At 59.3% G+C, this 18798-nt stretch carries 25 protein-coding genes and 1 tRNA gene; 17 read left to right on the top strand and 9 right to left on the bottom strand.

Translation table 11 applies throughout. The features are described from left to right. Positions 1 to 75: 75 nt before the first annotated feature. The 3 genes from VLY20_04315 to VLY20_04325 form a co-directional block, all read right to left on the bottom strand. Positions 76 to 150: transfer RNA gene (locus VLY20_04315), tRNA-Gly, on the bottom strand. 120 nt (positions 151 to 270) lie between these two features. Then, entirely contained in the window at positions 271 to 786 is a 516-nt protein-coding gene (locus VLY20_04320) for a hypothetical protein (protein HUK55862.1), read from the bottom strand. A 36-nt stretch (positions 787 to 822) separates the two neighbouring features. Beyond that, positions 823 to 1647, bottom strand: a complete 825-nt coding sequence (locus tag VLY20_04325; GenBank protein HUK55863.1) for a transketolase — start codon at positions 1645 to 1647, stop codon at positions 823 to 825. Between the two features lie 130 nt (positions 1648 to 1777). Between VLY20_04325 and VLY20_04330 the strand changes: the two genes are divergently transcribed. From VLY20_04330 to bcp, 6 genes are all read left to right on the top strand, one after another. Beyond that, positions 1778 to 2128 carry a hypothetical protein gene (locus tag VLY20_04330; protein HUK55864.1) on the top strand — a complete coding sequence of 117 codons (351 nt, stop codon included), beginning with the start codon at positions 1778 to 1780 and terminating at the stop codon, positions 2126 to 2128. Between the two features lie 17 nt (positions 2129 to 2145). Next, positions 2146 to 2697 carry a peptide deformylase gene (gene def / locus VLY20_04335; GenBank protein ID HUK55865.1) on the top strand — a complete coding sequence of 184 codons (552 nt, stop codon included), beginning with the start codon at positions 2146 to 2148 and terminating at the stop codon, positions 2695 to 2697. Next, positions 2697 to 4421: an ABC transporter ATP-binding protein gene (locus tag VLY20_04340; GenBank protein ID HUK55866.1), complete on the top strand. Its 1725-nt coding sequence runs from the start codon at positions 2697 to 2699 to the stop codon at positions 4419 to 4421. The genes def (VLY20_04335) and VLY20_04340 overlap by 1 nt, the downstream gene beginning before the upstream one ends. Positions 4422 to 4516: 95 nt before the next feature. Continuing rightward, positions 4517 to 4876: a dihydroneopterin aldolase gene (folB, locus tag VLY20_04345; protein HUK55867.1), complete on the top strand. Its 360-nt coding sequence runs from the start codon at positions 4517 to 4519 to the stop codon at positions 4874 to 4876. A 1-nt stretch (position 4877) separates the two neighbouring features. Continuing rightward, positions 4878 to 5555 (top strand): LON peptidase substrate-binding domain-containing protein, encoded by a 678-nt coding sequence (locus VLY20_04350; GenBank protein HUK55868.1) that lies wholly within the window; start codon positions 4878 to 4880, stop codon positions 5553 to 5555. A gap of 44 nt (positions 5556 to 5599) precedes the next feature. Next, on the top strand, positions 5600 to 6073 hold the full coding sequence (gene bcp / locus VLY20_04355) for a thioredoxin-dependent thiol peroxidase (protein ID HUK55869.1): 474 nt from the start codon (positions 5600 to 5602) through the stop codon (positions 6071 to 6073). A 182-nt stretch (positions 6074 to 6255) separates the two neighbouring features. Here bcp and VLY20_04360 read toward each other — a convergent pair whose 3' ends face one another. Continuing rightward, positions 6256 to 6660, bottom strand: a complete 405-nt coding sequence (locus tag VLY20_04360) for a 6-carboxytetrahydropterin synthase (protein ID HUK55870.1) — start codon at positions 6658 to 6660, stop codon at positions 6256 to 6258. Positions 6661 to 6864: 204 nt separating this feature from the next. Between VLY20_04360 and chrA the strand changes: the two genes are divergently transcribed. The 10 genes from chrA to VLY20_04410 all read left to right on the top strand — a co-directional run bounded on the left by chrA (position 6865) and on the right by VLY20_04410 (position 14608). After that, a complete protein-coding gene (gene chrA, locus VLY20_04365; protein ID HUK55871.1) occupies positions 6865 to 8019 on the top strand; it encodes a chromate efflux transporter in 1155 nt (384 codons plus the stop codon). A gap of 130 nt (positions 8020 to 8149) precedes the next feature. Further along, positions 8150 to 8824 (top strand): aquaporin, encoded by a 675-nt coding sequence (locus tag VLY20_04370; GenBank protein ID HUK55872.1) that lies wholly within the window; start codon positions 8150 to 8152, stop codon positions 8822 to 8824. Beyond that, positions 8821 to 9216, top strand: coding sequence for an arsenate reductase ArsC (locus VLY20_04375; GenBank protein ID HUK55873.1), 396 nt, complete (start codon positions 8821 to 8823; stop codon positions 9214 to 9216). The genes VLY20_04370 and VLY20_04375 overlap by 4 nt, the downstream gene beginning before the upstream one ends. 19 nt (positions 9217 to 9235) lie before the next feature. Next, complete coding sequence (gene sigZ, locus VLY20_04380) at positions 9236 to 9778, top strand: RNA polymerase sigma factor SigZ (protein ID HUK55874.1); 543 nt, start codon at positions 9236 to 9238, stop codon at positions 9776 to 9778. A gap of 88 nt (positions 9779 to 9866) precedes the next feature. Further along, on the top strand, positions 9867 to 10496 hold the full coding sequence (locus VLY20_04385) for a DUF2703 domain-containing protein (GenBank protein ID HUK55875.1): 630 nt from the start codon (positions 9867 to 9869) through the stop codon (positions 10494 to 10496). Between the two features lie 165 nt (positions 10497 to 10661). Continuing rightward, a complete protein-coding gene (locus VLY20_04390; GenBank protein HUK55876.1) occupies positions 10662 to 11429 on the top strand; it encodes a 7-cyano-7-deazaguanine synthase in 768 nt (255 codons plus the stop codon). A 23-nt stretch (positions 11430 to 11452) separates the two neighbouring features. After that, the gene (locus tag VLY20_04395) at positions 11453 to 12244 is read left to right on the top strand and encodes a cobalamin-binding protein (protein ID HUK55877.1); all 792 of its coding nucleotides are present in this window, start codon (positions 11453 to 11455) and stop codon (positions 12242 to 12244) included. A gap of 93 nt (positions 12245 to 12337) precedes the next feature. Continuing rightward, positions 12338 to 13303, top strand: coding sequence for an ATP-binding cassette domain-containing protein (locus VLY20_04400; GenBank protein HUK55878.1), 966 nt, complete (start codon positions 12338 to 12340; stop codon positions 13301 to 13303). Then, on the top strand, positions 13300 to 14076 hold the full coding sequence (locus VLY20_04405) for an ABC transporter permease (protein ID HUK55879.1): 777 nt from the start codon (positions 13300 to 13302) through the stop codon (positions 14074 to 14076). The genes VLY20_04400 and VLY20_04405 overlap by 4 nt, the downstream gene beginning before the upstream one ends. A gap of 154 nt (positions 14077 to 14230) precedes the next feature. Next, positions 14231 to 14608: a 4Fe-4S dicluster domain-containing protein gene (locus VLY20_04410; protein HUK55880.1), complete on the top strand. Its 378-nt coding sequence runs from the start codon at positions 14231 to 14233 to the stop codon at positions 14606 to 14608. A gap of 90 nt (positions 14609 to 14698) precedes the next feature. On the opposite strand, the gene VLY20_04415 is transcribed toward VLY20_04410, so the two are convergent. Then, the gene (locus tag VLY20_04415) at positions 14699 to 15088 is read right to left on the bottom strand and encodes a CBS domain-containing protein (GenBank protein HUK55881.1); all 390 of its coding nucleotides are present in this window, start codon (positions 15086 to 15088) and stop codon (positions 14699 to 14701) included. A gap of 114 nt (positions 15089 to 15202) precedes the next feature. Here VLY20_04415 and VLY20_04420 point away from each other — a divergent pair, with 114 nt between their 5' ends. Then, positions 15203 to 16060 carry a transglutaminase-like domain-containing protein gene (locus VLY20_04420; protein HUK55882.1) on the top strand — a complete coding sequence of 286 codons (858 nt, stop codon included), beginning with the start codon at positions 15203 to 15205 and terminating at the stop codon, positions 16058 to 16060. Here the strand turns inward: VLY20_04420 and VLY20_04425 are convergent. From VLY20_04425 to thiI, 4 genes are read right to left on the bottom strand one after another with little or no spacing between them, the layout of a single operon-like run. Then, complete coding sequence (locus tag VLY20_04425; protein ID HUK55883.1) at positions 16051 to 16446, bottom strand: (deoxy)nucleoside triphosphate pyrophosphohydrolase; 396 nt, start codon at positions 16444 to 16446, stop codon at positions 16051 to 16053. The genes VLY20_04420 and VLY20_04425 overlap by 10 nt on opposite strands. 16 nt (positions 16447 to 16462) lie before the next feature. Further along, positions 16463 to 16957, bottom strand: a complete 495-nt coding sequence (def, locus tag VLY20_04430; GenBank protein ID HUK55884.1) for a peptide deformylase — start codon at positions 16955 to 16957, stop codon at positions 16463 to 16465. A gap of 1 nt (position 16958) precedes the next feature. Further along, positions 16959 to 17507 carry an ACT domain-containing protein gene (locus VLY20_04435; protein HUK55885.1) on the bottom strand — a complete coding sequence of 183 codons (549 nt, stop codon included), beginning with the start codon at positions 17505 to 17507 and terminating at the stop codon, positions 16959 to 16961. A 52-nt stretch (positions 17508 to 17559) separates the two neighbouring features. Next, positions 17560 to 18735 carry a tRNA uracil 4-sulfurtransferase ThiI gene (gene thiI / locus VLY20_04440; protein ID HUK55886.1) on the bottom strand — a complete coding sequence of 392 codons (1176 nt, stop codon included), beginning with the start codon at positions 18733 to 18735 and terminating at the stop codon, positions 17560 to 17562. Positions 18736 to 18798: the final 63 nt, after the last annotated feature.

The following is an 18798-nucleotide window of genomic DNA, read 5'->3' on the forward strand; positions in this document are numbered from 1 at the left end:
ATATTTATTACTTTTTAAAATTACGGGCGAATTACAATTCGCCCTAATCTATATTAAATATATGATTTTTAAATTTGGAGCGGAAAACGGGATTTGAACCCGCGACCCTCGCCTTGGCAAGGCGATGCTCTACCGCTGAGCTATTCCCGCGTCCGGTGATCTGGAAAAGAAGAAGGCCGCCGATGGACCCAAACAAGGTGAACAAATGTACATCCGCTATTTATATCCAAAATGGGAGGGGATGTCAATCAGCCAAAACGAGTAGCCGCGTCACAGCACCTTGAACTCGATCACCTTGGAGCTGGCCTTGCCGTGGGTATCCTCGACATACAGCTCGACGGTATGGTCTCCCTTCGGGAATTGGGCTTCCGTGGCATGGATCCGGTTGGCCACGACATACGGCTTGACCCGGTCTGTAATGTCGATGGTGAAGAATTTGATATACCGTACCTTCAGTGTGGACATGTTCGGCTCGGCCCCGTCTTTGGATTGCTTGAATTCCACGTCGATCTCGACCGGCTGTTGACCGATCTCTCCGCCGCCCGGACGGACGACATCGATCTCCGGACCGTCTTTTAATTCAAGAAGCATCGACCGGCCGACTTCGGTCAACCCCTTTTCCTTGGCCGTTTGATTCTGGCGGAGGACATCCTCGTTTGTAATGAGTTGAAGGACGTTGGCGGGCGCTTGGGCCGACGTGACGACGGCCGCCGCGAAGAGGAGACCGGCGACGCCACCCCAAAGGAGTCGTTGTGAGGTTCGATTAAAATTAAACTGCGCGCTCATGGTGCGTTGACAGCGGGCCGAAGGATTGGGAAGATGTTATCGCTGGTCGAGTTCGGCCAACGCCTGCTCCATTTGTTCCGGCGTGGGCGGAATTCCGTGAAGCTCAGGCTTGTTTTCCATGAATGAAACGCCCTTGCCCTTGATCGTCCGGGCGATGATCACGGTCGGCTTTCCCTTCGTGGCCCGGGCTTCGTCAAAGGCCTTGGCGATTTGGTCCCAGTCATGTCCGTCGATCTCGATCGCATGCCACTTGAAGGCCGTCCATTTATCGGCGAGCGGGGCCAGATCCATCACGTCCTTCACCCAGCCGTCCTGTTGGGCCTGATTGTGATCGACCATCACGGTGAGATGATCCAGGCCGTGGTTTCCGGCATACAACGCGGCCTCCCAAACCTGTCCTTCATCCAACTCGCCGTCCCCCGTCATGACGTAAACCCGGTAGTCCTTCCGGTCCAGCCGTCCGGCCAGCGCCATGCCGATGCCGATCGAGATGCCTTGGCCCAGGGAGCCGGTCGAGGCCTCGACGCCGCCCAACCGGTGTCGCTCAGGATGGCCCTGCAAGGGGCTGTCCAGCTTTCGCAAGGTGCTGAGTTGCTCCACCGGAAAGTAGCCGCTGCGCGCCAGAAAAGAATAGAGGGCGGGCGCCGCATGCCCTTTGCTCAGGATGAACCGGTCCCGGTCGGGCCAGTCCGCCCGCTTCGGATCATGCCGCAGGACCTGGAAGAAAAGCGTGGTCAAAATCTCGACGGTCGAGAGGGAACTGGTGGGATGACCGGAGCCGGCGGCCGCGGTCATCCGGATGATGTCCTTGCGGATGGTGTTCGCCATCTTTTTGAGTTCGTCTCGGTTGGTTATCGTCATAGTGTGACTAAATTAACAAAAAGACTGCGTCAAGTCAATAACGATCTCGGGGCCGATTCCCGGTTGACGCTGAACGACAACTCCCCTATACTAGGGCATCACACCTCTTTCATCGTTTGCGGACGGTTCGATGGCTACGGAAAAAATCGAGCGGATCAAGAAAGTGCTGGCCGTCGAGCCGGAGAGCGAAATGCTCTGGTTCAGCCTGGGACAGGCTTATCTGGCCGAGGAGTCGGCCGCTTCATTCGACTTGGCGGTCGAGGCGTTTGAAAGGGCGATCGCGCTGAAGCCGGACTATACCGTCGTTTATGAACATCTCGGCGGCGCGCTGGAAAAGATCGGAAAGGTGGAAACCGCCAAGGGGATCTACCGAAAAGGGATCGAGATCGGCCGGAGAACGCGCGACATGATCCCGCTGGAACGGATGACGGCCCGCCTGCACCGTCTCGAAAAAGGTCCCCGGATCGCACCGGCCGGATGAACGATCGGGGAAATTCAATGTCGATCCTGAAAACATCAAAACTGGGCAACCCGATCCTGCGGCAGATTGCGAAAGAGGTCCCTCTTTCGGAATTGAAAAACCCGGCGACCCAGAAACTGATCGACGACATGATCGAAACCATGCATGAATACGACGGCGTCGGCCTGGCCGCCCCCCAGGTGCACGAGTCCAAACAGATCGCCGTGATCGAGGTCCATAACAGCAAGCGGTATCCCTGGGCGCCCGACGTTCCATTGCTGATCCTGGTCAACCCGGTCTTCCTCTCCGAATCGGATGAAACCGTCGACGGATGGGAAGGCTGTCTGAGCGTGGAAGGCTTTCGCGGGAAAGTCCCCCGGTCCAAGACCGTGGCGGTCCGTTTTTGGGACCGCAACGGAAAAGAGCGGAGGCTGGAGGCCGAGGACTTTCCGGCCGTGGTCATCCAGCACGAGCTGGACCATCTCGCCGGCAAGGTCTTCCTGGACCGGATGCGGGACTTCTCCACCCTGACCCACCTCAAAGAATACGAGCGGTTTTGGATGAAACCGCAGGATGAAGAGACGGATTGATGCGCTCTCTCTTTCGTGTCATACGCTACATCAAACCGTATCAACACCTGGCCTATCTGACCCTGGCCTGCGCCGTGCTCACCACCTCGCTCGAGATGGTCCCCCCCTGGCTGCTCAAGCGCGTGATCGACGACGTGATCCGCGGCGGCAACCTCCCGCTGCTCAAGTGGCTGATCCTCGGGCTGGTCGGGGCCCATGTGGGCCGGAACCTGCTGAACTCGGCGCGCATCCGGTTCAACAACACGCTCGAGCAGCGCGTGATCTACGACATGCGCGACCAGATCTATCGGGCCCTTCAGCGGCTTTCCGTGAGCTATTACGAAAACCGCGCGACGGGGGAGATCATGTCCCGCGTGGTGAACGACGTGAACAACCTGGAGCGGATCTTCATCGACGGCGTGGAGGCCCTCGTGATGGCCGGCCTCACGCTGTTGGGAATCATGACGGTGCTTTTTTTCCTGAACTGGCCGTTGGCCCTGATCGCCCTCGTCCCGATCCCCTTTCTGGTTCTGGGCGCGACGGTCTTCACCACGCGGGTCCACAAACTCTATCACGTCATCCGACACCAGGCGGCCCAGCTGAACGCGCTTCTTCAGGACAGCATCTCGGGGATCCGCGAGACGATGAGTTTCAATCGCGAAGCGTATGAGGTGGAGCGGTTCAACCGGCAAAGCCTGGAATACAGCCGCGGCAACCTGCGGGTGGCGCGCATCTGGTCGGTCTATTCTCCCGGAATGATCCTGATCGCCTCGACCGGCACCCTCCTCATTCTCTGGTTCGGCACCCATGAGGTATTGGACGGCCGGATGACGGTCGGCGGCCTCGTGGCCTTCCTGAGCTACCTGGGATTGTTCTACACGCCGATCAACCAGATCCATTCGGTGAATCACATGCTCCAGCAATCGCTGGCGTCGGGAGAGCGCGTCTTCGAGATCATGGACGCCGTGCCGGAGGTTTCCGACCGGCCCGGCGCGGCGGCTCTCCCTCAAAAGGTCCGGGGGTTCGTGGAGTTCAAGAACGTTTCGTTCCACTACCGCCCGAACGCCCCGGTCCTCCAGCAGATCTCGCTCCAGGCCTTTCCGGGTGAAAAGATCGCGCTGGTCGGTCCGAGCGGGAGCGGGAAGAGCACGATCATCAAACTGCTGATGCGATTGTACGACGTCGATACGGGCGTGATCACGATCGACGGGCACGACGTCCGCGATCTGAAACTTTCGGATCTCCGGGATCAGATCGGCGTCGTGGCCCAGGAGCCGTTTCTGTTCAACGGAACGGTGCGCGAGAACATCCTCTACGGACGCCTCGACGCCACCGAAGAAGAGGTGAGCGCGGCGGCCGAGGCGGCCCGGGCCCACGAGTTTGTTCTCGCGCTCCCGGACGGCTACTCGACCTGGATCGGCGAGCGCGGCGTGAAGCTTTCGGTCGGCCAGAAACAGCGGATCGCCATCGCGCGGGCGCTGCTCAAGGATCCGCCGATCATCATCTTCGACGAGGCCACCTCCAACATCGACACCGAGACCGAGGCCAAGATCCAGGAGGCCCTGGACGCCCTGACCTACCATCGCACGACCTTCATCATCGCCCATCGCCTCTCGACCCTCAAGCACGTCAACAAGATCCTGGTCGTTCAAAACGGACGGATCATCGAGCGGGGGACCCATGAGGAGCTCCTCGCCGGGGGCGGCCTGTACACGCTGCTGTATGATGCGCAGTTTCAGATGTAGGGGCGCATGGTGGGGCGACGCATGCGTCGCCCCTACGGAAGATTGATTGATGTCCGGGGTGCGATCTGATAGAGTCGGTTCCGGAGAAGGGCGGCATGGATAAATTGATCATCGACCATCTTGAATTTTACGGCCACTGCGGGATCACGCCGGAGGAACAGAAAACCGGCCAGCGTTTTTCGCTGGATCTGGAAATCGGATGCGACGTCCGTCGCATTGCGCAAACGGACCGGCTCCGCGACGCCTTCGACTACGCCGCGATCTCCCGACGGCTGATCGAGATCGCCCGCAAAGAACAGTTTCGGTTGATCGAAACCATGGCCGAACGATTGGCCGAGGTCGTGCTTCGGGAATTCGGCGCGCAAAAGCTGACGCTGCGTTTGAGAAAAACCGCCCCGCCCATTGAGCCGATCATGGCCTACTCGGCGGTCGAGATCCATCGCGAGGCTCCCTGACATGGCCCAGGACCATCTGCCCAAAATCATCCCGCTGTTTCCGTTGCCTGCGACCGTTCTTTTTCCCCAAACCTACCTCCCGCTTCATATCTTTGAAACGCGATACCGGGAAATGGTCGAGGATGCCCTGAATGATTCCGCGGAAGCGGCCCGCATGATCGGCATGGTCCTGTTGAAAGAAAACTGGGAAAAGGACTATTACGGCGGTCCGCCGATCCACCCGATCGGCTGCGTCGGCCGGATCATGCAGGTCCATCGCTTGAACGACGGCCGCTACAACCTGGTTCTGTTCGGCCTGGACCCGTTCCGCGTCAAGAAACAGTTTTATGACAAAAGCTACCGCCGGGGCTGGATTGAAGCGGCCCGTCCGTCGGGACAGGCCGCCGCCGCGTTGCCGGACCCCCTCCGGAGCGACCTGATCCGTTCGCTGCAGGGCTATGCGCAGCTCCGCGGCTGGGAAAATCAGATCAACACCCTGCTCGATATGCGCTTGGACGATGAACGGCTCGTGCAACTGCTCTCCTCCGAGCTGGACACGACCCCGATCGAGAAGCAGTTCCTCCTCGAATCCGAGGACCTCGTGCAGCAATGTCGCCGGTTGATCGACCTGCTCGGATTTATGACGGATGAACACCGCTCCCGAAAGGAAGCGAACCGGCCCTGGAATATCGGAGACTAAAGATCGACGAAGCCGTCGAGCCGGAACAACCCCAGGAGCAGACCATGGCTAAAAAAGAATTAAAGGTCGGAGACGCCGCGCCCGATTTCCGTCTCCCCTCCACCGATGGAAGGGAGATCTCGTTGAAAGAGTTCCGCGGGAAGAAAAACGTGGTTTTATATTTCTATCCCAAGGACGACACGCCCGGCTGCACGAAAGAGGCCTGCAGTTTCCGGGACGAACGGCCGAAGTTCGACAAGAAAGAAGCCGTCGTCCTGGGCGTCAGCTTCGACGACCTGGAATCCCACAAGAAGTTTTCCGGGAAATACCATCTCCCCTTTCCCCTGCTGAGCGACACCGATAAAAAAGTCGCCGAAGCCTACGGGGTTTACAAAGAGAAAAGCATGTACGGCCGGACCTACATGGGAATCGAGCGGAGCACCTTCGTGATCGACAAAGACGGAAAGATCGCCCGGATTTACCGGAAGGTCAAGGTGGACGGCCACAGCGACGAGGTCCTGGGAGCGCTGGGAACTTAATCAGTGAGCAAGGCGAGCGACCTGCCTGCCGGCAGGGAGGGGGAGGCTCCATCCGGCTTCGCCGGTGGGATAAGCGAGGATCTGGCTTTGCCAGTCCGAGCGCGGGGCGTGGGGGCATCGGAGGAACAGTTTTTTTATTTCGCCGCACGGGCCCCCACAGGCAATGGCCGCGACGCAAGCCCCTATAACCCTTTATAGGCCGCGAAGGAGCTCTCGGACTCCCACATCCGGACTTCCGAGACCGGGAATCCTTTCGAACGCACAAATTCGAAAATCAATTTTGCAATGGACTCGGCCGTCGGATTGGTGTCGAAGAGATAGACCGGCTCGTTCATCTTCTGAAGCGTCGGGAGCACGGGGTCGTCCTTCCTCAAGAGCATCTTGTGGTCCAGCTCCCGATCCAGCCAGCCCGCGACGACTTCCTTCACCTCCGTAAAATCCCGGACCATCCCGATCGGATCCAGTTTTTCGGTTTCCAACTCGATCTCGACTTTTCCGTTGTGGCCGTGGAGATGGCGGCATTTGCCGTCGTAGTTCATCAGTCGGTGGCCGTAGCAGAATTCGATGGCCTTGGTGACTTTGTACACGAATCCCTCCGGGGTGTGGACAACAATGTCATCATACTAAAGGCGGATGACACGGTCAACAGATTTGAGAAGATAGACTATCTTTCCTTGCAGGCATAGTATTATTTATAATGATCGAGGTAAAGAAGGGCGGTCCCCTCACGAGCGCCAAGCCCGGCTGCATAAAGTGGGTGCGGCATCGGTCTGCGTGAATCGCTTCCAAAAATGAACCCATCGTTATTGCAGAGCCTGATCGAGGTGGCCGCGTTGTTTCTCAAGCTGGGCATGACCGGCTTCGGCGGGCCTGCGGCCCATATCGCCATGATGCACGATGAGACGGTTCGGCGCCGCGGGTGGCTGAGCGACCAGGAATTCCTCGATCTGGTCGGCGCGACCAACCTGATCCCCGGCCCGAACTCGACCGAGATGGCGATCCATCTCGGCTTCCGGCGGGCGGGATGGCCGGGGCTGATGGTCGGCGGCCTCTGCTTTGTCCTGCCCGCCATGCTCATCGTCACGGCGCTGGCCTGGGTCTATGTGCGGTTTGGCGCGACGCCCCAGGCCGCGTGGCTGCTGTACGGCGTAAAGCCCGTCATCATGGCGATCATCGTGCAGGCGCTCTGGAACCTGGGACGGATGGCCGTGAAAGGCCCGCTCACCGCCGTCGTCGGGACGGCGGTTCTCGTTTTGTATCTTCTGGGCGTGAACGAAATCGGACTTCTCTTCGCGGGCGGACTGGTCGTCATGATCGGCGCGAACGTCCGACGATCAAGAAATCCAATCGCGGGACTTTTTCCCGTGCTGCCGTTCACCGGATGGAACATGGTCGCGTCCTCTGCGGCTATGATGACTGCGTTCAGCCTTCCGCTTTTATTCCTGACTTTTCTTAAGATCGGAGCGGTCCTGTACGGCGGCGGCTATGTCCTGCTTGCATTTCTCCGCGCCGATTTCGTCGTCCGGTTCGGCTGGCTCACCGACCCTCAATTGATGGACGCCGTTGCGGTCGGTCAGGTTACGCCCGGGCCGCTCTTTACGACGGCCACATTCATCGGCTTTATTTTGGGCGGGATGCCGGGGGCGCTGATCGCGACGCTCGGCATTTTTCTGCCGGGATTCCTCTTTGTCGCCATCTCAAATCCGCTGGTTCCCCGGATGCGCGAGTCGGTCTGGGTCGGAGGACTGTTGGACGGCGTCAATACGGCCTCGCTGGGTTTGATGGCCGCCGTGTCATGGCAATTGGGCCGGGCATCGCTGGCCGATCCCCTCACGATCCTGATCGCCGTTATCGCCTTGGCCTTGCTGATCCGGTTCAGAATCAATTCGACATGGCTGATCGCGGGTGGGGCATTGTTGGGCTTGCTGACGGCCGCATTGCGATGAAATACACACGGGAAACTGATTCAGGTCAGCGTGCGCTGACGATGTCGGTCAAGCCTCGCCGAAACGGACTTCGATGTGGCGACGACTTAAGCTTTCATGTTAGACTTGGTCCACAACAACGAGGCCGCGGATGAAACCGTATTGGGCCGAACTCTTCGGAACCTTTGCGCTTGTTTTTGCCGGAACCGGCGCCATTGTAATTAATGATGTCACGGGCGGCTCGGTGACGCATGTCGGCGTCTCCCTGACCTTCGGACTGATTGTGACGGCGATGGTTTACACGGTGGGAAATGTTTCGGGCGCTCATCTCAATCCGGCTGTGACCTTCGGGTTTTGGGTTTCGGGGCGCTTTACAGGTCAAAAAGTGCTGCCGTACGTGATCAGCCAATGCGCGGGGGCATTTGTAGCCAGCGGCCTGCTTCGTCTTCTTTTTCCCCAAGATGCGACTTTGGGCGCTACGATTCCGTCGGGCTCGATCGCCCAATCTTTCGGTCTTGAGATTGTTCTATCATTGCTGCTGATGTTCGTCATTCTCAATGTCTCGGTCGGGGCCAAAGAAACCGGTGTGATGGCCGGCGTCGCGATCGGCGGCGTGGTCGGGCTCGAAGCCCTGTTCGCCGGTCCGATCACGGGCGCCTCGATGAACCCGGCGCGTTCCCTGGCGCCGGCGATCGTATCGGGAAATCTCCATTTACTGTGGATTTATCTTTTAGCCCCGTTCTTGGGCGCGTATCTCGGCGTCTGGGGCTGCCGCTGCGTTCAGGAAAAGGGCTGTTGCGCGAAGTTGCAGGAGCAGACTCCATGAAGCGGCTTTTGTTTGTTTGCGTCGAGAATTCGTGCCGCAGTCAGATCGCGGAGGCGTTCGCGCGCATCCATGGAAAGGGGGGGATCGAAATCTACAGCGCCGGCTCCCGCCCGTCCGGGAAGGTGAACACGAAAGCGATCGAGTCGATGCGGGAAGTCGGTTACGATCTCACCAAGCACGTCTCGAAGTCGCTCGCGGAAATTCCGGCCGTCGAATACGATTTCGTGGTGACCATGGGCTGCGGCGATGAATGCCCGTTTGTTCGGGCCAAACAACGCGAGGATTGGAAGATTCAAGACCCCAAAAATCTTCCGCTCGAACAATTTCGAAAAATACGGGACGAAATCGAGAAGAAAGTCGAAGAAGTTTTATCCCGAATCGAGGCCGCCTGACTCTCGCCGGAGCCGACGCATGGATATCGAAGCCCTTTGGAAGGAATACCACGCCGCCCTCCGCCGTTTCATTCAAAAGCGCGTTTCGGAAGAAGCGGCCGTGGAGGATTTGCTTCAAGATATCTTTGTAAAAGTCCATTCGAGAATGGACACGCTTAAAGAGAGCGGCCGGGTCCGGAGCTGGCTTTATCAAATAACGCGCAACACGATCATCGATTATTATCGCAGCCGCAAGCCAATGGGAGAGATCCCGGAGGGACTTTCTCGTTCCGAAGAGGACGACCGCCGGGTTTTGAAAGAATTGGGGGAGTGCGTGCGGCCGATGATCGAAAGACTTTCCGAGCCTTATCGGGAAGCGCTGATTTTGTCCGAATTACGAGGGCTCACGCAAAAACAAATCGGAGAGAAACAGGGAATCTCCTTGTCCGGAGCGAAAGCCCGGGTGCAAAGAGGGCGGGCGAAGCTAAAAGGGCTGATGATGGAATGCTGCGCTTTCGAGTTCGACCGCCGGGGAAGGATTTCCGACTACGAATCCAAGGAAGACGACTGTACGGGTTGCTGATCCACCAACGCTTGCATCCTTTTCGGCCTTCCTCCGTCTAATAGGGCATCAAGGAACACGACGAACCCGAATAGGAAGGAGAACCGGAATGGAAACTCTCAAGGGCCGTGACACGAGTTCCCGTACGACTCGTCGAATGATCAATATCGAGTTTCTCTACATCGATCTCACCGTCTGCACCCGCTGCAAGGGAACCGACGCCAACCTCCAGGAGGCCTTGTCCGAGGTCTCGCGGATCCTGGAGGCGGCGGGCGCCGATGTTTCGGTCCGGAAGATCCTCGTCGAATCGGAAGCCCAGGCCAAGGCGCTCGGCTTTTTCAGCTCTCCCACCATCCGGATCAACGGGAAGGACATCGCGCTCGAGTTTCGCGAGAGTCGTTGCGAATCCTGCGAGGCCTGCGCCGGCGGCGGCCCCGTGAATTGCCGGGTCTGGGTTTTTCAGGGAAAAGAATACACGGAGGCCCCGATCGCGATGATCGTTGACGCGATTCTCCGGGAGGCCTATCGCGACGCGTCATCGCAAAAACCGTCCGCGCGCACGCGCAAACTTCGAGAAGTTCCCGATTCTCTACGACGCTTCTTTCGCGGCAAGGCCCCAACACTCGAGAGCGAAGCATCTTCCTGTTGTCCCCCGGCGGAGCAGACCGACTGTTGTCCGCCTTCCGAAAAGGCGGTCTGCTGCGGAACGTCCGCTTCCAAGGGCTGCGGCTGCCGTTGAACATCTCCACGCCAGGCTCACGGACGGTTCTTTAACGCTTCTCCGTATTATGCACCTCCTTATTATGCACCGCCTTCCGGCCCGTCGATTCACTTGATTTAGGATCATGCCTCTGGTAGAGTAACAACCTTATTGAACCGTTTTAGGGATGGGACAGGATCGTCTTTGGCACCGAAGAAAATCCCAAAACAGGCCGAAAAGAATCCCGGCTCGACCCGCCCGCCGGACAGGCGGGTCGGCGTCCTGGCCAGCGGCGGCTCGGATTCGAGCATCCTGCTCGTCGATCTGACCGAACGCCATGCCGGCGTCATCCCGCTTTACATTCGCAACGGGCTGGTCTGGGAAGAAGCCGAGCTTTATTGGCTCCGACGTTTTCTGAAAGCCGTCGCCCGCCCGGCGATCGGACCGCTTCAAATTCTGGATCTTCCGATGGAGGACGTCTATGGGGCCCATTGGAGCATGACGGGAGACGCGGTGCCGGATCTGGCGTCGGGGTGGCAGGAGGTCTACCTCCCGGGACGCAACCTGATCCTCCTGTCCAAGGCGGTCGTGTACTGCGGCCTGAACGATCTCGATGCGATCGCGCTCGGACCGCTTAAGACGAACCTCTTCGCGGACAGCTCGCCGGAATTCTTCTCCGGCTTCCAGCAGTTGGTCCGGCGGGCCTTGAACCGCCCACTGGAGATCCTGACGCCGTTTTCGCGGTTGAGCAAACAGGAGGTGATGGAGCGGGGCCGCCGGCTCCCGCTGGAGTTGACGTTTTCCTGTCTCAGCCCCCATGGAATGATGCATTGCGGGGCGTGCAACAAATGCGCCGAACGCATGGCGGCTTTCTCCGACGCACGACTGAGAGACCGGACGCGCTATCGCGTTCGCGACCCGATCAAGAAAAAAGGCGCGAACCCGCAGGTTGTAAGCCTGGCCCGGCCTTAAATGCCAAAGGTTCGGATCGAACAATGACGGTCGCCGCGCCTTACCGGATCGTCTGCCTTACCGCCGAAACGGCCGAGATCCTGTACGCCCTGAGCGCGGGCGATCGCGTCGTGGGAATCAGCGGGCACACCACCTGGCCGCCGGAGGCCCGCGGCAAACCGAAGGTCGGCGGCTATACCACCGTCCGATTGGACCGGGTGCTGGCGCTGAAACCCGACCTGGTCCTGGCCTATTCGGACCTTCAGGCCGACGCGGCGCGGGACCTGATCCGGCGCGGAGTCACCGTGATCACATTGAATCAACGGAGCCTCGTCGAGATCCTGCAGGCCGTTCAGATGATCGGGGCGATCATCGGCAAACCGGCCGACGCCCTCCGGCTCGTGGCGATGATGGAAGCGGCCTTCGGCCAAGTTCGGGCCTCGGCCAAGGCCATTTCGCGGCGGCCGCGCGTCTATTTCGAGGAATGGGATGACCCCCTGATCTCCGGCATTCGGTGGGTCGGCGAACTGATCGATCTGGCCGGGGGCGAGGATATTTTCGCGGAACGACGGGAGGCCCGATCCGCTTCGGACCGGGTCGTCCGATCGGACGAGGTAATCCAACGGGACCCGGAGATCATCGTGGCCTCGTGGTGCGGCCGAAAAGTCCGACCCGAACGCATCGCGCGACGGCCGGGTTGGGAGACGATCACGGCCGTGAAACGCGGGCGGATTCACGAGATCAAGTCGGCCCACATCCTGCAACCGGGCTTGTCCATTCTCAACGGTCTAAAGCGGCTGCACAAAATATTTTCGGATGTAACGGCGAACGGGTAAACATCCAGCGAGCAAGGCGTGCGACCCGCCTGCCGGCAGGCAGGGAGGGGAGGCTCCGTAAGCGGAGGGGGCGACACGAGCCCCTATAAATGAATGAAAGCGATCGAGATACGAAATCTCAAAAAGACGTTTAACGGGAAAACCGTCCTGGAGAATCTGACCCTCGACGTGGAGCCGGGCGAAGTCTTCGGCATGCTGGGCCCGAACGGGGCCGGCAAGACCACGACGATCCGCACGATCCTGACCTTGCTGAAACCCACCGAAGGCCGGGTGATGGTCTGGGGCTACGATGTCGAGACGCAGCCGCGGGAGGTCCGTCAGGTGCTCGGGTACGTCCCGCAGGAGAAAGCGGTCGATCGTTTTCTGACCGGACGGGAGCATTTGATTCTGGTGGCCGACCTGTATCACTTGAGCAAAGCGGAGGCCCAAAAACGGATCCGCGAGGTGCTGGAGCTGGTGGATCTGTCCCAGAAGGCGGATGATCTGGTGACCCACTATTCCGGCGGCATGAAAAAGAAGCTGGACATCGCCTGCGGCCTGATCCCGGACCCCAAGGTCCTGGTTCTCGATGAGCCGACGCTGGGCCTCGACGTGGAAAGCCGCATCCGGATCTGGGAATACATCCGCCGGCTGCAGCGGGGAGGACTCACGATTTTGATGACGACCAATTATCTTGACGAGGCGGATCAACTCTGCGACCGGATCGCCATCCTGGACCGGGGGCGCCTGGTGTCGTTGGGGGCGCCGGAAGGATTGAAGAAAGGCCTCGGTGGGGATCGGGTGACGATCCAGTTCGGCCCGCAAGAAGACCGCTTGGAGGAGTTGGCCGGCCGATTGAAGAAAGAACTGCCGTTCGTCAACGAGATCAAGGTCTCTCCGGGAAACCATGAGTTGGAGATCCGCGTCACCTCGAACGAAGAGGCGTTGGCCCCGCTCATTCAGAAGATCCATGAGCACCGCCACCCGATTCTCGCGATCCAGTATTCCCGCCCGACCTTGGAAGACGTCTTCATCACCTCCACCGGCCACAAGATCAAAGAGGACAGCGCCCTGTTATGAAATGGATTCTTCAAGAAACGACCGCCCTGACGATGCGATCGGTCAAGCGATTGTCCCGGGAGCGGATCAGCATGGTCTTTGGGCTGATCCAGCCCATGTTGTTCTGGCTGATCCTGTTCGGGAACCTTTTTCAGAGGACGGCCCAGATCCCGGGTTTTAAGGGTCCGAACTATATCACCTTCCTGACGGCCGGGGTGGTGGTCATGACGGTATTGAACAGCGGCCTGTCCGGCGGCGTCGATCTGCTGTTCGACAAAGAAAGCGGTTTCCTGGAGCGCTTGCTTTCGGCCCCGATCAGCCGGAATTCGCTGATTTACAGCCGCTTCATCTTCGTGATGGCCATCACGTCGGTCCAGATCCTGGTCATTCTTCTGGTGGCTTTCCTGCTGTTCGGGGTCTATCCCCACAGCGGCCTGCTGGGCATGGCCTTTATCATGCTGGTAGGCCTGCTTTTCGGCCTGGGCCTGATCGCGATATCGCTCACGCTCGCGTTCGCCATCAAAGGGCACGGCAATTTCTTCGCGTTGACGGGATTCTTGACCCTGCCGTTGATCTTTCTCTCCACGGCCCTGGTGCCGAGCCAGGCCATGCCCGGCTGGATGGCGTTCCTGGCCCAATTCAACCCGATGACCTACGCCACCGAGGCGGTCCGGGACTTGATCGTCGGCGGATGGCTTTGGACGGATATCGTCAAGGTCCTGGCCGTCCTTCTGGTTTTCGACGCCGTCAGCATCGCGTTCAGCAGCCGCATTTTTCGCCGGCAGGTCGGATAAAGGGCCCCATCAAAGAATTCCGGGCTAAATTTTGTGTTGACTAGGTTAAAATGGGTACGCTAAAATACGGTCTCTATAACAAACGATAACGCCGTTATGGTGACCACCATGAACGATTATAAAAAGTGCCAACTATTGAGAAAGGGGAGAGCCTATGTCATTACTGATTGCCGATAACTGCATCAACTGCGGCGCGTGTCTGCCCGAATGCCCGAACGAAGCGATTTTTGAGAATCGGAGCGCGTCGGAAGCCAAAGAATGCACGGTGACCGAAGGCATCGGCGTGGGAGACGGGATCTACGTGATTTCGTTCGACCGCTGCACGGAATGCGTCGGCCATTTTGACGAACCTCAATGCGCCGCGGTCTGCCCGGTGGATGAGTGCTGCATCCCGGATCCCGCCGTGGCGGAGTCCAAGGAAGCCCTACTGGAGAAGGCGAGGAAGATTAACCCGGGCAAGGAGATTGATCCCGCAAAATCCTGGGGGAAAGTCCGCACGGGTCCCATGGCGGGCAAGTTCGCGGCCGCCTGAGCGACTATTTCAAGATTCGTTCCGGATAAAAAGAAGGCCCCGCCAAACGGGGCCTTTTGTTTTCATGCCGTTTAAAAATCCTGCCGCCCGTCAGAACGCGCCCCAGTTCTTATAATACCGGAGAAGATCGCGCACGGAGATGACGCCGACGATCTTTCCGCTGTCCGTCACGGCCAGATGCCGGATCCCCTTCTCGCTCATCAGATCGCTGGCGTCGCTGGCCGGGCGGTCGATATCGATCGTAATGATCGGGCTGCTCATGATCGCCCGGACCTTCTCCTGCTGAATATCCCGGCCTTCGGCCATCGCCTTTCGGACCAGATCCGTCTCGCTGACGACCCCGACCAGGTGGCCGTTTTCTTCCACCAACAACGCGCCGACTTGAACCTCCCGCATCAGCTGGGCGGCGGCCAGGAGGGTCGACCCCGTCTGAATCGTCCGCATGTTTCTGTTCATCATCACGGCCAGGGGGCGCTTCATGGGTATGCCTTGGTATGCCTCGTTACTCCTCAAATGGATATTGCCCATCTTAGTTCACCGCGGTTGAAATGTCAAGGTTGCAAGGATCTTCCTTTTTTGATACAATAAGCCTTGATGAATCCTTCCTTCGATCGACAATTCAATGCGATCTTCACCTTGTTGTCGGATCAGGATGAGAAGACGGTCGATCTCGTCCGACAAACCTTGATCGATATCGGACCCGAGGTGGTCCCCTCCTTGGAGCGGGCCAAGACGGCCGCCGCCCCCCATATCCGCGGCCAGCTCCAAACCGTGGTGGAGCAGATTCGACAGAACGACCTGGAAAACCGATTTCGGGACTATGCCGGTTTCGGAGAGGCCGATCCGGACCTGGAGGAAGGCAGCCTGCTGATCGCGCGCTTCGGCTGCCCGGATCTCGATCCGGCCGCCACCCGTCTTGCGTTGGACCGTATCGCGGATGAAATCTCCAACCGCTCCATCCGGAAGAATCGTCCCGAAGAAGTCATCCACGGCATCAACCGCCATCTATTCGAGGAGCTGGGGTTTCACGGAAACACCGAGGATTATTACAATCCCGACAACAGTTACCTCAACCGCGTTCTGGAACAACGCGCCGGCATCCCCATCAGCCTCTCCGTGGTCTACCTGCTCGTCGCGAAGCGGCTGGGCCTGCCCATCTCCGGCGTCGGGCTCCCCGGTCATTTCATGCTGAAGTACGAACGGGAGGACGGTTGTCTTTTTTTGGACGCCTTTCATCAGGGACAGATCCTGACGCGCGAGGAATGCATCCGGTTTCTGCTGAATTCCGGATATGAAATCCAGTCCAATCAGTTCTCTTCCGCTACCGTCCGCGACATTCTGACGCGGATGCTCCGCAACCTGGTTTACGCTTACAGCCAGCTTAAAGACAAGGAAAAGGCCCATCGGTTGACCCGCCTTCTCCACATCCTCCAATTGCCGGCTCAGGGATAATTCTGCAGGTCTTTAATGAGCGGCCTGTTCGCCTCGGGGAAATCAAATTGCGACAGTTCGGAACCGGATACCCACCGGTAGGCCTGGTTTCCCAGCGATCGCGGGGTCCCGTCTAAAATCGCGCAGCGGAAGAAGTGCAGCCTGACGCTGTAGCCCGGATAGGCATGCCGGATCACTTTCAGTTCCTCGCCCACCCGTACCGAGATGTCCAGCTCCTCCTTGAGTTCACGACGAAGGCAATCCTGAAGGGATTCATCGGGATGGCGCTTGCCCCCCGGGAACTCCCACAGGCCTCCGAGAGGGCTCGTCTTCAATCGTTGCGTGATCAGGTAACGTCCATCCCGGACGATCACGGCGGCCGCGACCTCGATGCTCTTTTCGGACATGAAACCCATCCCTCCGCTAAAACGCTTTCCGCCTGAAAAGATCGGTGCTGAGCGAGGCGATCCGGTCCAGAAACAGAAGGCCGTCCAGGTGATCCACCTCGTGCTGGAGGGCCAGGGCCTCGAAGCCTTCCGCCGTGAAGCCGACCGGTTTTCCCCGCGGATCCAGGCCCTCCACCCAAACGGTCTCGAACCGGTTCACGTTTCCGGTATAGTCCGGCACGCTCAGACAGCCCTCCCGGACGATCTTTTTTCCCTCCCGGTGTCGAAGGATCGGGTTGATGAGGATGACCCGCCCGTGGTGCTTGTCCTTGATCTTCCTCGAGACGTCGCAGACGATGATCCGGTGCGCCTCGCCGATCTGGGGCGCGGCGATGGCGACGCCGGGAGAGGCCGCGAGGGTGTCGAGAAGGTTTTTGATGATCCGGCCGGCCCGCTCGTCGATCGTCCGAACCGGCTCCGAGCGGCCTTTCAGGATCGGATGGGGATATTGAAGAATTTTTTGGACGGCCATCTCAGAATTGGGCCGACTCGACCGGATGAAGGGCGACGTCCACTTTCATCACCTTTTGTAATTTCCGAAGGGCGTCCGCGAGGGGCCCGATCCGAACTTTCCCGGGAATATCGACCTCCAGGATCATCACATAGACCGGCCGGCCGTTTGGACCGATCACGCGGGTGTTCATGTCCGTGATATTGATCCCGCGCGAGGCGAGCAGCCGGGTCACGCGATAGACGATTCCGGGCCGATCGGACCCGTAAACCGAAAGAATGTGCGGACGCCCGCCGGGCCTCGGCTCCCGGCGCCCCTCCTTCGTCGAGAGAGGCCGGACCAGAAGGGAAAGGCCCAGGGTCTTTTGGACGTTCTTGAACCGGGCTTCGATCGACATGGAATCCGGCCGTCGTGGGAGTCGCACAATCAGCATCATCGCGAATTCGCCCCGGAGAAGGGTCATGCTGGTGTCCTCGATGTTGCAGCCGGTTTCGTAGAGGACGCGCGTGATCCCGGCGACGATACCGGGCCGGTCCGGGCCGGCGGCGGTGATGATGGCGAATCGGTTCATGGGCCTCCCCGCGTTAAACGAGATCCGGGTCGCATATCGGGCGGTCGACGGCTCAAGGAAAGGTGAACTCCGTCCGTTGCGCCGTCTCCAGTCCCATCTTCACAAGATCCGGAACGTTCAGGTCGCGTTCCGCTTTTTCGACCTCGTTCATTTCGGCCGCGACGGTCGGGTGCGGGGGGATGAAGAGCCGGCAACAGTCCTGGTCCGGTTGAATCGAGACGGAATAGGTCCCGATGGTCCTGGCCAGCTCGATGATTTCCTCCTTGTCGAAACCGATCAGGGGCCGGAGGATGGGAAGACGCGCGGCGGCCTGGATCGCCGTAAGATTCTCCAGCGTCTGGGAGGCCACCTGCCCCAGATTTTCACCCGTCACGACGGCCTTCGCCCGCTCCCGTCGGGCGATCTCCTCCGCGATCCGGAGCATAAACCTCCGGTATAAAACGACGCGAAGGGCCGGCGGCGCGCTTAAGACGATCAAGCGCTGGATCTCCCCGAACGCCACGGCATAAAGGCGCGACGCGAATTGATGCCGCGTCAAATGCTGCACCAACTCCTCCGCTTTTTCGAGCGAGGCCCGGGTCAAATAAGGCGAGCCGTGGAAATGGACAAAGCCGACGGTGCAGCCGCGCTTCATCATCAGATACGAGGCCACGGGGGAATCGATCCCGCCGGAGATCAGGCTCAGCACATGCCCGCTGACGCCCACGGGCAGCCCTCCCGGCCCGTCGTGCTTTTCAAAATAAACCAGGGACTCCTTCCGGAGCAGCTCGACATGGATCGTGAACTCCGGATTTTTCAGATCCACGCGGGCCTTCGTCTTATCCTGAACGTAACGGCCCAGCCGATGGTTCAACTCCACCGAGGTCATCGGATAATTCTTGTCGCTTCGCCGGGCCGCGATGCGGAAGCTTTCGAACGACTTTCCGGCGAGGACCGGATCGAGAAAAGCCTCCATCGCCTCCGGTTCACGGGCAGTCCGGTAGGCCGGCGAGAAATTGGCGACGCCGAAGACTCCGCCGATTCGCTCGCGCAGGATCGACCAGTCCAGACCTTCCTGCAGCTCGATCAGAATCCTCCCGTAGGGGGTCAAAATCCGGACGCCTCCGAGATCGCGGGCGGCCTTTCGAAGGTTTTCGGCCAGCCGGCGCACGAACATCGGACGGTTATCGCCCTTGAGGGCGATCTCGTGATAATGAACGACGACGCAATCGGATCGAGGCCCGGCCATGCCGCTATCATATCATGTTGCAAGAGATCTTGCACATGAACCGGATTCGAGTCGGGAAGGGTG

This window comes from Nitrospiria bacterium, assembly GCA_035517655.1.
Classification (GTDB): Bacteria; Nitrospirota; Nitrospiria; order JACQBZ01; family JACQBZ01; genus JACQBZ01.

What these genes read in the sequence shown, in the direction of transcription:
- VLY20_04320 (HUK55862.1), bottom strand. Translation starts at nt 786, where the DNA reads ATGAGCGCGCAGTTTAATTTTAATCGAACCTCACAACGACTCCTTTGG.
- VLY20_04325 (HUK55863.1), bottom strand. Translation starts at nt 1,647, where the DNA reads ATGACGATAACCAACCGAGACGAACTCAAAAAGATGGCGAACACCATC.
- VLY20_04330 (HUK55864.1), top strand. Translation starts at nt 1,778, where the DNA reads ATGGCTACGGAAAAAATCGAGCGGATCAAGAAAGTGCTGGCCGTCGAG.
- def (HUK55865.1), top strand. Translation starts at nt 2,146, where the DNA reads ATGTCGATCCTGAAAACATCAAAACTGGGCAACCCGATCCTGCGGCAG.
- VLY20_04340 (HUK55866.1), top strand. Translation starts at nt 2,697, where the DNA reads ATGCGCTCTCTCTTTCGTGTCATACGCTACATCAAACCGTATCAACAC.
- folB (HUK55867.1), top strand. Translation starts at nt 4,517, where the DNA reads ATGGATAAATTGATCATCGACCATCTTGAATTTTACGGCCACTGCGGG.
- VLY20_04350 (HUK55868.1), top strand. Translation starts at nt 4,878, where the DNA reads ATGGCCCAGGACCATCTGCCCAAAATCATCCCGCTGTTTCCGTTGCCT.
- bcp (HUK55869.1), top strand. Translation starts at nt 5,600, where the DNA reads ATGGCTAAAAAAGAATTAAAGGTCGGAGACGCCGCGCCCGATTTCCGT.
- chrA (HUK55871.1), top strand. Translation starts at nt 6,865, where the DNA reads ATGAACCCATCGTTATTGCAGAGCCTGATCGAGGTGGCCGCGTTGTTT.
- VLY20_04370 (HUK55872.1), top strand. Translation starts at nt 8,150, where the DNA reads ATGAAACCGTATTGGGCCGAACTCTTCGGAACCTTTGCGCTTGTTTTT.
- VLY20_04375 (HUK55873.1), top strand. Translation starts at nt 8,821, where the DNA reads ATGAAGCGGCTTTTGTTTGTTTGCGTCGAGAATTCGTGCCGCAGTCAG.
- sigZ (HUK55874.1), top strand. Translation starts at nt 9,236, where the DNA reads ATGGATATCGAAGCCCTTTGGAAGGAATACCACGCCGCCCTCCGCCGT.
- VLY20_04385 (HUK55875.1), top strand. Translation starts at nt 9,867, where the DNA reads ATGGAAACTCTCAAGGGCCGTGACACGAGTTCCCGTACGACTCGTCGA.
- VLY20_04395 (HUK55877.1), top strand. Translation starts at nt 11,453, where the DNA reads ATGACGGTCGCCGCGCCTTACCGGATCGTCTGCCTTACCGCCGAAACG.
- VLY20_04400 (HUK55878.1), top strand. Translation starts at nt 12,338, where the DNA reads ATGAAAGCGATCGAGATACGAAATCTCAAAAAGACGTTTAACGGGAAA.
- VLY20_04405 (HUK55879.1), top strand. Translation starts at nt 13,300, where the DNA reads ATGAAATGGATTCTTCAAGAAACGACCGCCCTGACGATGCGATCGGTC.
- VLY20_04410 (HUK55880.1), top strand. Translation starts at nt 14,231, where the DNA reads ATGTCATTACTGATTGCCGATAACTGCATCAACTGCGGCGCGTGTCTG.
- VLY20_04415 (HUK55881.1), bottom strand. Translation starts at nt 15,088, where the DNA reads ATGAAGCGCCCCCTGGCCGTGATGATGAACAGAAACATGCGGACGATT.
- VLY20_04420 (HUK55882.1), top strand. Translation starts at nt 15,203, where the DNA reads ATGAATCCTTCCTTCGATCGACAATTCAATGCGATCTTCACCTTGTTG.
- VLY20_04425 (HUK55883.1), bottom strand. Translation starts at nt 16,446, where the DNA reads ATGTCCGAAAAGAGCATCGAGGTCGCGGCCGCCGTGATCGTCCGGGAT.
- def (HUK55884.1), bottom strand. Translation starts at nt 16,957, where the DNA reads ATGGCCGTCCAAAAAATTCTTCAATATCCCCATCCGATCCTGAAAGGC.
- VLY20_04435 (HUK55885.1), bottom strand. Translation starts at nt 17,507, where the DNA reads ATGAACCGATTCGCCATCATCACCGCCGCCGGCCCGGACCGGCCCGGT.
- thiI (HUK55886.1), bottom strand. Translation starts at nt 18,735, where the DNA reads ATGGCCGGGCCTCGATCCGATTGCGTCGTCGTTCATTATCACGAGATC.